Consider the following 11940-nt stretch of genomic DNA (forward strand, 5'->3'; position numbering starts at 1 on the left):
CTCCCCCGCCGCCTGCCGCGGCCCGGCCCGGCCCGCACAGCTTCCCGCGGACCTGCCGGTCTTCACCGGAAGGGAGAGCGAACTCGCGCAGACCCACGCCCTGCTGCCCGCCGACGGCGGGCATCCGAACGCGGTGGTGATCAGCGCGATCGGCGGCATGGCGGGCGTCGGCAAGACCGCCCTGGCCGTGCACTGGGCACACGAGATCGCGCACCGCTTCCCCGACGGCCAGCTGTACGTCAACCTGCGCGGTTTCGATCCGAGCGGCACGGCCATGCCGCCGGACGAGGCCACCCACACCTTCCTCGACGCGCTCGGCGTGCCGCCGGGACAGATGCCCGGCCGCCCGGAGGGGCGCGCGGCGCTGTACCGCAGTCTGCTCGCCTCCCGCCGGGTCCTGCTGCTGCTGGACAACGCCCGCGACACCGAGCAGGTCCGGCCTCTGCTGCCCACAGGCCCCGGCTGCCTGGCCATCGTCACCAGCCGCAACCAGCTCACCGGCCTCATCGCCAACGACGGCGCGCGCCCCTTGACGCTCAGCCCGCTCCCGCCCGCGGACGCACGGGACTTCCTCGCCCGCCGGATCGGTGCCGCCCGGCTCGCGGCGGAACCCGAGGCGGCGGACGAGATCATCTCGCGCTGCGCGCGGCTGCCGTTGGCGCTGGCCATCGTCGCCGCCCGTGCCGCCACCCACCCCAGCTTCCCGCTGCACGCCGTCGCCGAGGAACTGCGCGACAGCCACGGCAGCCTCGACGCCTTCGCCGGCGGTGACATCAGCACGGACGTGCGCGCGGTCTTCTCCTGGTCGTACCAGGCGCTCTCGGCGCCGGCCGCGCGGCTGTTCCAGTTGCTGGCCGCCGCCCCAGGGCCTGACATCTCCGCGCCCGCCGCCGCCGCGCTGGCGGGGCTCACCCGCCGCGAGACCCGCGGCCTCCTCGCCGAACTCACCCACGCCCACCTGCTCACCGAGCACTTCCCCGGCCGCTACGCCTTCCACGACCTGCTGCGGGTCTACGCCGCCGAACAGGCCGGTTACCGGGAGGCGGCTCAGGACCGCGAGCAGGCGGTCGAGCGCGTACTCACCTGGTACCTGCACACCGCCGACGCCGCCTCCAGGTTCCTCACCCCGAACCGCACACGGGTGCCGCTCGTCCCGCTGCTCGCCGAGAACGAGCCGGTGGAGTTCGCCACCTACGACCAGGCGCTGAACTGGTGCTCGGCCGAACGCGCCAACCTCGTGGCCGCGATCGCCCACGCCGCCGGGTCCCACGCCGGTGTCGCGTGGCGGCTGACCGCCGTCCTGTGGGGCTTCTTCTACTTGCGCAGCCATACGAGCGACTGGCTGACCTGCAACCGGCTGAGCCTGTCGGCCGCGCGCCGTGCCGGAGACCAGAAGGGCGAGGCCGAAAGCCTCACCGGCGTGGCCAACGCCCTCGCCAACGGCGGCAGTCTGAACGAGTCCATCGACTACTACCTCAAGGCCCTGCCCCGCTGGAGAGCGCTCGGCGACGAACTGGGCGCGTCCCGGATCATCGGCAACCTGGGCGACGTCTGCCTGCGGGCAGGCCGGTACGAGGAGGCTCTGGAACACCTGCAACAGGCGCTGGAGATCGACCGCGCCGTCGGGCACGGCTGGGGCGAGGGCATCTGCCTGAACAACATGGGTGAGGCGCACCTGCGGCTCGGACGGTTCGACGAGGCCCGCGCCTACCTGGAGCAGGCACTGGTCGTCCAACGCGCCACCGACAACACCTGGGTCGAGGGCATCTCCCTGGACTTCCTCGGCACCGTGCACCACCGGCTCCACCACCACGACGAGGCCATCTCCCACTACCGCCAAGCGCTCACCAGGCATCAGGCCGTCGGCAACCGCTGGGGCGAAGCCCAGACCATCGACCACCTCGGCGACGTCCACCTGGCGGGCGACGACCCCGACGCCGCCCGCACGCACTGGAGTCGTGCCCTGAGGCTGCTGGAGGAGTTCAACCACCCGGACGCGGCACACCTACGCGAGAAGCTCGACGGGCTCGACGAGGGCGAGGACGCAGGCCCCACGGCCGTCGCCTGACCGGGCCACGTGCGCGCGCTCGCCCTTCCCTCACGGCCTCCGGAAGCTCCACTGGTGGTCGTCGGCGTCGTCGCAGCCGAAGATCAGCAGGGGAGCGTGCGGCTTCTCCCCCTTGCCCGAAACGTCGAGGCACAGGTGACCGCTCTCGTGGTTGCGGATCCAGTACGTGCCGTTGGACCGCTTGTCGAACCACCACAGCTGATTGTCGTTCTCGGCACGGCAGTGGTACTCGGTCACCGGTGACCTGGCCGCCTTGGGTCCGAAGCCGGCCAGGTCCAGGCAGAGGTCGTCCTTGACGTTGCGGATCAGATAGAGGTCGGCCTTCCCCGGCCCGCCGTCCTTCTTCTTGAGGTCCAGCTTCCACCGCTGGTTGCCGCCGAGAGCCGCGTGGGTCGTGTCGCACGCGCCCTGCTGGGCCCGGCCGTCCGGCTTGCCCTTGCCGGTGCCGGGCAGGTCCAGGCACAGGTCGGTCTTCCGGTTCACGATCATGGTGACTCCCGAAGGGAGACCGGAGCCGCCGGACGCCTTCTTCGTGTCCTTCTTGTCGTCCCCGCCCGAGGACTCCTCGTCCGACGCGTCGGAGTCCTTCTCCTCGTCCTTGGGCTTCGAGGGCTTCGAGTCCCCGAACTTCGGCTTGTCGCTGGGGTCGTCCTTGTCGGTAGCCGAGGGTGAGCCGGAAGGCGACGGAGGCCGCGAGGGGCGCACCGCGCCTCCCGGACCGCGTGTGACCTCGTCCTTCGGCCCTTCGGCCAAAGTCTTCTCGCCCTTTCCGCCCTCCTCCTCGCCGCTGCTGGTGGCCCCTGCCAGCGCCAGCGGTGTGGTGACGAGCGCCACCACCGCGACGGCCGAGGCCGCGACCACCCAGGGCTTCTTGAGCAGGCTGGTGGGCACGAACTCCACATCCGAACCCCGGGGCCCCCGCGCGGCCTTGCTCCCGCTTCCTCCGTTCCCGGTCCCGGACGAGCGTCCGAGCAGCGAGGGGCGCGGCAGCGACGGCAGGGACGGGCGCGGGATCGAGGGGCGCGGCAGCGAGCGACGCGGAGCCGACGGCAGAGCGGTGGGCCGCTCTGCCGGGCCCCCGGACGGCGGTGGGCCCGGCTGTCCGCCGACGACGGGCGTCCCGCCCTGCGCGGCAGCCGATCCGGCTCCGGCCGCCAAGCCGCCACCGGCAACCGAGCCGACTCCGGCCGCCAAGCCGCCACCGGCGACCGAGCCGACTCCCACGGCCGGGCCGGGCCCGACCTGCTCGGGCCCGACGGCCGACTCAGGCCCCACGGTGGGCTCAGGCCCGACGGCCGACTCCGGCCCCACGACTTGCTCAGGCCCGACGGCCGACTCCGGCCCCACGGCCGACCCCGGCCCCACGACTTGCTCAGGCCCGACGGCCGACTCAGGCCCCACGACCTGCTCACGCCCCACGGCCGACCCCGGCCCCACGGCCGACTCCGGCCCCACCGTGGGCTCAGGCCCCACGGCCTGCTCAGGTCCCGCCGCCGGCTCAGGTGTCGTCGGAGATCGGTCCGCTCGCACCGTCGGAAGGGGCGCGGTGGCCGTCTCGTCTGCGGCCTCCGGGCCACCGCCCCGGCCCGGTATGCCGCCCCCAAGCGCCGGGTCGGCGCCATCGGCCGCGCTGTCGGCCGTCGGGCGGGCACTCGGGTCGGCGCTCGGGTCGGCACTCGGGTCGGCACCGTCGGTCTCGGGGCCCGCTTCGGCGCCGGGCCCCGCGTCGGCGCCGAAGCTCGCCCCGGCTTCGGCCCCCGGTGCGGCGTTCCCGCCCGGGTCGCCGGGCTGTGGTCCCGCGAGTCGGCTGGAGCCGTCGGGGCCGACCTCCACGTGCACCGTCGAGTCGGTGGCGGGGTTGGCGATGACCGCCGTGACGGGGGTGTTCCGCAGCCGCGCGTAGCCGTGCAGCGTGTCGAGGATGGCGGTGTCGAGCGGCTGGTCGCCGATGACCGGCACCTGCTCGCCGTCGATCGAGGCGGCACCGTCACCGTCGATGACCACTTCGAAGGGGGCCGGGTGCTCGGGCGGCGCGCCCGGCTTCCGCGCCTCTCCGTCCTCGCTCATGTGAACCACTCCCTGACGTCTCGGCTTGCGACGGAAGAACTCCTCGGTGAGAACGGAGCGTTGTGCGTACCGGTTCACAGCGGTGCCGATCCGCCGACCGCCTCGCCGTGCCGCACACGTCGCAGCAGACCGGGCCCAGGGCGCCGAACGGGGAACGCGCCCCGGGCCCGGTGCGGGCGGAGACCGCGGTGGGGGCCCGGCCTCCACCTCTTCCCACGGATCGGCGACCGGATCGGTTCACCGCGGAGCCGCGGTCCTCACCCCTGTTTGTTCCACCTCTTGTTGGTGTTGTTGACCTCCAGCTCGCCCTCGGTCAGGTCGACGTGGACGGGGATGCCGGGCCTGCTTCCGACCTTGACGAGGAAGTTGCCGAGTCCTGGCGGGTCGGCCTGGCGGTTGCGGGAGCTGTCCCACGCGGGCGGCGTCGACCAGTCCACCAGGAGCCGCTTCTCGACCTCCGTCAGCTCCACCACCTGGGCCAGTTGCGGCATCTCGGCCGGGGGCAGCCCCGCGCACACCACCATGCCCGCGCGTTCCACGAAGCCCTTGGCCTTGATGCGGTCCTCCTCGGTGGGCAGGGCCAGCAGGTCGCCGATGGTGTGGGTGACCATGGCGAGTCCGACGCCGCGCTGCCGGTCCAGGCGGGTGAGGGCGTTGACCCGGTCGACCAGGCCCCGGCCCGCCTGCAGTACCCGCCACAGCTCGTCCATGACCAGGAAGTGGTTGCGGCGCGGCTCAAGACCCGCGTCGGCGAGCGCGTGGGCGGCCGAGACCGCGCCGAAGCCGTACGACCAGCAGGACAGCAGGGCGGCTGCCTGGAGGACGGTCTCGCTGTCGTCGATGTCGCTGATGTCGAAGCAGACGGGGCGGTCGAGCTTCATGGGCTCGGTGGTCGGGCGGGCGAAGGAGTCGCCCAGCAGGCCGTCTCCGAGCAGCGCCGTCAGTGAGGCTTCGAGGTTCTCGGTGATGTCGCGGTAGCGGTTGATGTCTCCCCGGTCGAGGGCGACGGCGCGCACCGGCTCCGGGGCGTCCTTGATGACCTGCACCAGGTCGGCGAGGACCGGCGTGCGGCCGGGGCCGTGCCGGTCGTCGAGGATGTCGAGCGCCGCGGCGAGGATGGTCTCCTCGCGGTCGCCGGGCGGCTCGGAGCGCAGGATCGTCAGCAGCGCGGACACCATGTTCAGCCGCCTGCTGTGGGTGGCGGCCAGGAGTTGGCGGCGGGCGGACCCTGTGAGCCGGGCGGCGGCTGCGGTGGACTCGCCGGGGTCGAGGACGTTGAGGTGGCCGCGGCCCCGGCCGAGGCTGATGACCTGCCCGCCGATCGCCCTGATGAGGTCGACGTAGTCGGGTTTGAGGTCGCCGAAGACGAGCGGGTGCACCCCGTAGCCCGCCAGGCCCAGCGCCATGCGCCGTACGGCGGTGGACTTGCCCAGCCCCGGGCGGCCGAGCACGAACATCGAGGGGTTGGCGAGCAGTCCCGTGCGCATGAACCAGCTGACCGGGTCGCAGCACACGGTGGCCCCGGAGTCGAGGTCGCGGCCGAGGGGCACTCCGACCATCGGTGTGCCGGCCCCCGCGCCGAACGGCCACATGCCGCAGACCTGGACGGTGGTGCCGCGCCATTCGGGCGCTGGATCGACGTAGCCGACGGTGCCGCCGCCCCGCCCTGGCCAGCCGCGCGGCGTGGGCTGCGGTGTGCGGGGTGTGTCAGGCCTGCGCGCCCTGGTCCTGCCGCTCGTGCGGGCTGCCATGGGTCCTCCTGTGCTGGTGGCGTGCGGTGGGGGCGGGTCGCGAGGCGGCTACATCGCGTCCCGCACGGTCTGCGGCAGTGCGGTGTGCAGCGGCAGGACGAGGCCCAGCGGCAGCGCGGCGGCGAAGGCGGCGGCCTGGGAGCCGTAGACCGGCCTGACCGCGATCCGGGCTGCGGGGGCCAGGTTGTCGACGGCCGCGCTCGCTCCGGGCAGGTCCTCGGCGGAGTCGACGGTGGCGGTGATCAGCAGTCCGAACTGGATGACGCCGTGGCCCTGTGCCTGTTCCTCGGCGGCCTTCCTGGCGGCGACGACCTCCGCGTCGTCGCTCGCCCTGCCGAGCGGCGACTGCTGGGCGGTGAACAGCGCGTTCTTGTAGTCCTGTTGTACGACGCGGGCGCTTTCGGCGCGGCTGTGCGGGCGGTAGAGCAGGGTGACCCGCTTGCGGGCGATGTCGCGGCTGGGCTGCACCAGGCCGGTCAGCACGTTGGCGAACACCTCGCCCTGCGGCGCCTCCGTCATGGCCCAGGTGACGCTGTGGACGCCGTCGTGCCGGTAGTGGTCCCACGCCTCCTGCGCGGCGGTCGGGCCGGCCTGGTCCCAGGTCAGACCTGTGCCCCCGGCCGCGCGGGCCTCCTCCACCAGTTGGGCGACGGTCGGGTCGTAGGCGACGCGCACGGCCTCGGTGAGTTCGGTCGCCGTCATCGGTACGGCCGTTCCCGCGCCGGTCATGGACAGCCCGGCGGTCAGCCCCGGCAGGCGGGTGCCGATGTGCACCGCCATCTCCTCGACGTCGCGGCGGGGGGACCCGGGGCGGGCCGCGCCCGAGTACGTCAGCGCGATACGGGTGCTGATCTGCGCCGAGCCGCTGGGGTAGGCGGCGACCACGTCCCGCAGCATCCTGCGCGCCAGCTCGGGCCCGTCGTCGACGGCGTTGGCGTCGATCTCCTGCTGGAGCCGGACGCCGGGGTCGGGTGCCGTCTCCACGGTGACGCTGGCGGCGACCAGGCCCGGCTCGGTGCCGAGCGCGGAGAGCCACTGGCCCCAGTGGGCCACCCAGATGTCGACCTGCCGCTCGTCGACCAGGGCGGCGCCGTCCGCGTCGCAGGCGACGACGACGGTGTGGTGGTTGGTCGCCGGAACGGTGATCATGGCGAACGCGCGGCCGTAGCCGTCCCGCGCCTCGCTCAGCGAGGACTGGGCGGCGAGCCCCGGCAGCCGGCAGTTGCCACCGCCGGCCCGGCCCAGCGGACCCGAGCGGTAGAGGTTGCCGCCCGAGGAGGTGGTGCGCCACCAGGCCAGGCGGACCGCGCCGCGCTGCATCAGCGTGCGGCCGTGCCGGTCGCGCAGGGCCAGCGGTGCCATGGCGAGCGCCAGGACGGCCGCCAGCGCCAGTGCCACCCACAGGGAGATCAGCGTGCTGAGGACGACGGCGATCAGGCCGCCGAACAGCAGCAGCGTCGCGCCCAGGGACAGGCCCCGCAGCCCGGAGGCGCGCGGCTTGCGGAAGTTGCCGTAGGTGCGCGGGCCGGTTTCTTCAGTCACTGCCACGGGGTTCCCCCTGCTGGTCGTCGTGGTGTCGAGGAGCCGCCGAGAGCGCGGAGGAGAGGAGTTCGCCCTCGGACGGGTCGCCGGGGTCCGCGGACGGCGCCGGCTGGTCGGGCTGCTTGCTCGTGTCCTGCGGAATCCGTCCCGCGGGGCCGCCTGCCGTGGTGGCGGTCACCGTGGCGCCCGGCGAGGCCTGGGTTCCGCCGGCGCCCTGCGCGGGCCTGCGGGCGCCGGACATCCGGCCGGCGCCGCTGCGGGCTCCGGTGGCCTCGCTACGGTCCTGGGCCGGCATCGCGCCGGAGACCGAGCGTCCCGCGGCGGGCCCGCGCAGCTGCGGCACCGCCTGCGCCCCGGTGGCCACCGTCCGGCCGCCGCGCGGGCTTGAGGAGGTGCCGCGCCCCAGGCCCGAGGCGGTGGCCTGCACGGCGGGGGCGGCAAGTCGCAACAGCGCGGGCAGAGTGCAGCAGGCCAGCACGAGCAGGACCACACCGGCGACCATGGAGATGATCTCCTTGCCCTCGCCGTCCGGTGCCGTGCCGGTCATCGAGAACGCCGCCGCGTACACGACCGCCGCGGTCGGTTTGTACAGCACGAAGGCCAGCAGCCAGCCCGTGGACTTGCGGAACCAGGCCCGGCCGGCGGGGGTGGAGCTGGCGGCGGCGGACAGCGGGAGCGTTCCGGTGAGGATCACCAGCATGGCCACCCGCACGATCATGAGGGCGATCTGCACCAGACTGCCGACGATCACCAGCAGCGACATGATCAGCACCAGGAAGGCCGAATCCGAGTCGCCGAGTGCGAGCATCGCCGAGACGCGGTCGTCGAACTCGTTGACACACTGCCGTACCGGCTCGCCGTCCGGGCTGATCCGCTCGCACCCCGTGGACCTGTCGATGATCCAGACGCTGAACCTGTCCCCCGCCACGGTCAGCAGGTTGACGGCCGCCACCCCGGCCGAGGAGACGACGACGAGGTTGAGCAGGCCCCGCAGCGCCTGCCTGCCGGGCTCGCTGCGGCGCTGCCAGGCGAGGTGCCCGGCCGCGACGAGCAGGCACAGGACGGCGGTGAACGAGGTGAACCACAGGGTGGAGCCGCGCAGGAAGGCCGCGGGACCGCTGTCGTAACTGAGCAGGGGGCTCTCGATCTGCGTCCACGCGCTGCCGAGGGCCTTGACGGTGGATCCCGCGGCCTGCGCGGCGCTGTCGACGATGTTGTCGAACGCGCTGTCGCCGAGGTCCTTGGGGGCCGTGCCCTTCCCGTCGCCGACGCAGTAGCCGCCGACCGTGGGGCGCACCCAGCCGAAATCGCAGCCCGCCATCACACACCACCCCACTCGACGTATCCGGCCAGGGAGTCGACCGGGGTGGGCGCCGGCGGGTCGGCCGGGTACTCCAGCCGCCAGTCCCCGTCCTGCCACAGCACCGTCGTGGTGGCGGCCTGCATCCGTCCGTCGGGGAACCGCCACACCGTCTGGAGCACGGCCGAGTCGCCGGTGTACGTGACGAACTCGAAGCCGGCGATCTGGCCCTGCACGGCACCGTCCCCGCTCTCGGACTCCGCCTCGTCCTCCGACTCGGTCCGCGCGGCGATGTAGGGCTGCCGGCCCGCGCCGCGCACCTGGGCCCGCGTCACCTTCAGCCAGTCGTCGGCCGCCAGGTACCGCACGCTGATCTGACTCGTGGCCAGCAGCGCGCCGACGGGGGTGTGCGCGTAGCAGCGCGCCACGTCCCCGCCGACCACGGCCGGGCCCGCGTCCTTCGACGCCGGCAGTGCGACGCTGCCGAACAGCTTCCACGTCACGCCCTCGGGCGCCGCGGTGGGCACTTCCAGGTGGCTGCCGTCCTGGTGCCTGCCGTCCTGGTGGCTGCCGTCCTGGTGGCTGCCGTCCAGCCGCGGGCACGACGTCTTCTCGTCCGCGGCCCCGGACGGTCCGCCGTCCGCGGGTCCGCTTCCGGGCCGCGGCGCCGCCGCCTTCCTCGCCGYSGSCSCCCCGGCGGCCCCGCCCCCTTCGCCGGGGGGCCCAGAGGTGAGGACCACCGCCCCGATGACGGCCACGAAGCCGATGAACGCGACCGCGAGGACGAAGCCGGTCCGCAGCCACGGGCTCTGCGGCTCCTCCCGGCCCGCGCGGTTGCCGGACTCTGCCATGTCCCTCCCCCTCCTTGCGCTGCGCATGCCCGCTCCCGTCGCCTATCCCGTCGCCTGCCGCGCCGTCACACCAGCGCGCCGACGACGCCGGACGCCGAGCCGACGAGCACACAGGCGCCCAGGACGAAACCCAACCCCTTGACGTGTTCGCGACCGCCACCCCTGGAGTGGTCGACGGCCATCCGCGCGGCGACGCCGAAGATGCCCGCGACGCACAGCGCTGTGACCGACCAGGCCACCCACTTGAGCACCGTCAGCAGGCCGTCCGCGCCGGGCGGCGCCTCCCCGCCGCCGACGTCCGGCACCCCGGAGGGGGCCGGATCGGCGGCGACGGAAGCGAGCTGCTGCGAGGCGGCCGAGACGGCGGCCAACAGAGTGGACATGCGGATTCCCCTTTACGCGCGTCGGGTGAGTCGGGACAGGTCGCGTGCCAACGGCGCGCACTGACTGGGCACATGAGCCGTGGGCGACGCACCGAGCCGCCACGGCTCCACCCACGGGATCTCCCACAGCCGGGGCACGGCACCGGAGACGAGGCGCACCAGGTCGCGCAGGGCGCGTGGGCGGCGGCCCGGGGCATCGGCGACGACGGCCAGACCGAGCAGTTCGACGCCGGTCACCATCTGCGAGGCCCACTGCTGCGCCGCGCTCTGGGCGGCCTTGAGACCGACGGCGCCGGACCGCGCGACGAGCACCACGGGCTGCGGCACGTCACCGGCGGGCCAGGCGCGGCCCGCGTCCCGGCCGCCGGGCACGGCCTGCTCCAGCGTGCTGACCCCCGCGCCACCGTGGACGCCCAGCCACCACCACGCGGGGCCCGCGGCGGCCTGCGGTGCGGCGACGGGCAGCACGTGTGCGGGCCGCGGCACCCCCGCCTGGGGTGCCGCGGGGCCCGTCAGCGCTGTGGGCACGTCCTGAACCGATCGCTGCGGCTCTCCGTTGTTGCCCCCCGAAGGGCGGGCCGACGACAGCCAGGGGTTGGAAACCGGCGCATCCCCGGCCATGGCATCTCCCTTCGACGCGGACACGACGCCGCAACGCACAGCCCGAGTTGACACACGTTCCGAGCGCTGCTTTTCGACTACGGGCCCACATACGGACTCTCGATCGAACTGGTTCAAGGGGGATTGCGGATGACCACGGCCGCGGTGAGATGGGCAGGGGGTCTCCTCGCCGTACTGCTCACCATGGTGGTCGGCCTGTCCGTGGTGGCGGCTGCCGAGGAGGAGGAATCAGGCGCCCCCCAGGGGCTCGTCACCGCGCTCGACGGCGAGCGGGTGCCGCCCGAGTACCTCCAGTGGATCGAACGCGCCGGCAAGGAGTGCAAGGCGGTCAGCGCCCCGCTGATCGCCGCGCAGATCGCGGCCGAGTCGAACTGGAACCCCACGGCGCAGAGCAGCGCCGGGGCCCAGGGGCTCAGCCAGTTCCTCCCCGGGACCTGGAAGACGTGGGGGGTGGACGCGGCGGGCAAGGACGGCGGCTCCGAACCGGACGGCGTCGCCGACCCGTTCACCCCGGGCGACGCCATCATGACCCAGGCCCGCTACGACTGCTGGCTCGCGAGCAAGGTCACCGCGATGGGGCTGGGCGGCGACCCGACCCGGCTGATCCTCGCCGCCTACAACGCGGGCCCGGGCGCCGTCGAGAAGTTCGAAGGACTGCCGCCCTATCCGGAGACGCAGAACTACGTGTCGAAGATCGTCGCGTCGATGGCCGACTACTCGGGGGACATGGCGGTCGAGGACGGCGGCACGTTCGGCAACCGTGTGGTGGCCTACGCCAAGAAGTGGCTCGGCACCCCGTACGCGTGGGGCGGCGGCGGGCCCGAGGGGCCAGGGCGGGGGTTCGCGCAGGGCGCCGGCACGGTCGGATTCGACTGCTCCAGCCTGGTGCAGTACGCGGTCTACCACGCGAGCAGCGGACGCACCCTCCTTCCCCGCACCTCCCAGACGCAGGTCACCGAGGGCCGCGAGGTGGCCCGCGACGACATGCGGCCCGGCGATGTCATCGGCTTCGACCTGCATGGCAGCTACGACCACATCGGCATCTACCTCGGACACGGGCAGTTCATCCACGCGCCCAAGACAGGCGACGTGGTGAAGATCAGCGACCTCGACGACAGCTACTACACCAGCAGGCCCCAGAAGGTGAGGCGGTTCGGATGACGCCACTCGGATCCCGCGCCACCGCCGCCACCACGGCGCTCGCGCTCACACTCACGCTCGCGCTCACCGCCGCCGGATGCGGTTTCGACGGCGGTGACGGTGGTGACGGCAGTGCCAACGGCGACGGCAAGCAGCGCGCACACGCGGCCGGTTCCTCCCCCGCCCCCGACCCGACCGGGGACGGCAAGTCCTCGGC

Annotated in this window: 9 protein-coding genes and 1 pseudogene; 3 read left to right on the top strand and 7 right to left on the bottom strand. The window is 73.6% G+C overall.

Annotated elements, in window-relative coordinates; translation table 11 throughout:
- A partial coding sequence (locus AB8Z75_RS24585; protein ID WP_369205532.1) for a tetratricopeptide repeat protein occupies window positions 1–2068 on the top strand: 2068 nt, incomplete at its 5' end.
- 30 nt (window positions 2069–2098) lie between these two features.
- Here AB8Z75_RS24585 and AB8Z75_RS24590 read toward each other — a convergent pair.
- The 7 genes from AB8Z75_RS24590 to AB8Z75_RS24620 all read right to left on the bottom strand — a co-directional run bounded on the left by AB8Z75_RS24590 (window position 2099) and on the right by AB8Z75_RS24620 (window position 10583).
- A complete protein-coding gene (locus tag AB8Z75_RS24590; RefSeq protein ID WP_369205533.1) occupies window positions 2099–4135 on the bottom strand; it encodes an RICIN domain-containing protein in 2037 nt (678 codons plus the stop codon).
- A gap of 257 nt (window positions 4136–4392) precedes the next feature.
- On the bottom strand, window positions 4393–5886 hold the full coding sequence (locus AB8Z75_RS24595; protein WP_369205534.1) for an ATP/GTP-binding protein: 1494 nt from the start codon (window positions 5884–5886) through the stop codon (window positions 4393–4395).
- A 48-nt stretch (window positions 5887–5934) separates the two neighbouring features.
- Window positions 5935–7428 (bottom strand): SCO6880 family protein, encoded by a 1494-nt coding sequence (locus AB8Z75_RS24600; protein WP_369205536.1) that lies wholly within the window; start codon window positions 7426–7428, stop codon window positions 5935–5937.
- Complete coding sequence (locus AB8Z75_RS24605; RefSeq protein ID WP_369205538.1) at window positions 7421–8749, bottom strand: hypothetical protein; 1329 nt, start codon at window positions 8747–8749, stop codon at window positions 7421–7423. Before AB8Z75_RS24605 ends, AB8Z75_RS24600 begins: the two co-directional genes overlap by 8 nt.
- Window positions 8749–9579: a hypothetical protein gene (locus AB8Z75_RS24610; protein WP_369205540.1), complete on the bottom strand. Its 831-nt coding sequence runs from the start codon at window positions 9577–9579 to the stop codon at window positions 8749–8751. The genes AB8Z75_RS24605 and AB8Z75_RS24610 overlap by 1 nt, the downstream gene beginning before the upstream one ends.
- A gap of 65 nt (window positions 9580–9644) precedes the next feature.
- Window positions 9645–9962 carry a hypothetical protein gene (locus tag AB8Z75_RS24615; RefSeq protein ID WP_369205542.1) on the bottom strand — a complete coding sequence of 106 codons (318 nt, stop codon included), beginning with the start codon at window positions 9960–9962 and terminating at the stop codon, window positions 9645–9647.
- Between the two features lie 12 nt (window positions 9963–9974).
- Window positions 9975–10583, bottom strand: a complete 609-nt coding sequence (locus tag AB8Z75_RS24620; protein WP_369205544.1) for a DUF6668 family protein — start codon at window positions 10581–10583, stop codon at window positions 9975–9977.
- A gap of 129 nt (window positions 10584–10712) precedes the next feature.
- Here AB8Z75_RS24620 and AB8Z75_RS24625 point away from each other — a divergent pair, with 129 nt between their 5' ends.
- Both AB8Z75_RS24625 and AB8Z75_RS24630 read left to right on the top strand, forming a co-directional pair.
- The gene (locus tag AB8Z75_RS24625; RefSeq protein ID WP_369205545.1) at window positions 10713–11744 is read left to right on the top strand and encodes an NlpC/P60 family protein; all 1032 of its coding nucleotides are present in this window, start codon (window positions 10713–10715) and stop codon (window positions 11742–11744) included.
- Window positions 11741–11940 (top strand): annotated as a pseudogene (locus AB8Z75_RS24630) (alpha/beta hydrolase); the annotation flags it as partial. The gene AB8Z75_RS24625 and the pseudogene AB8Z75_RS24630, both read left to right, overlap by 4 nt.

Origin of the sequence: Streptomyces sp. PU-14G, assembly GCF_041028275.1 — a bacterium.
In the GTDB taxonomy this organism is placed as follows: domain Bacteria; phylum Actinomycetota; class Actinomycetes; order Streptomycetales; family Streptomycetaceae; genus Streptomyces.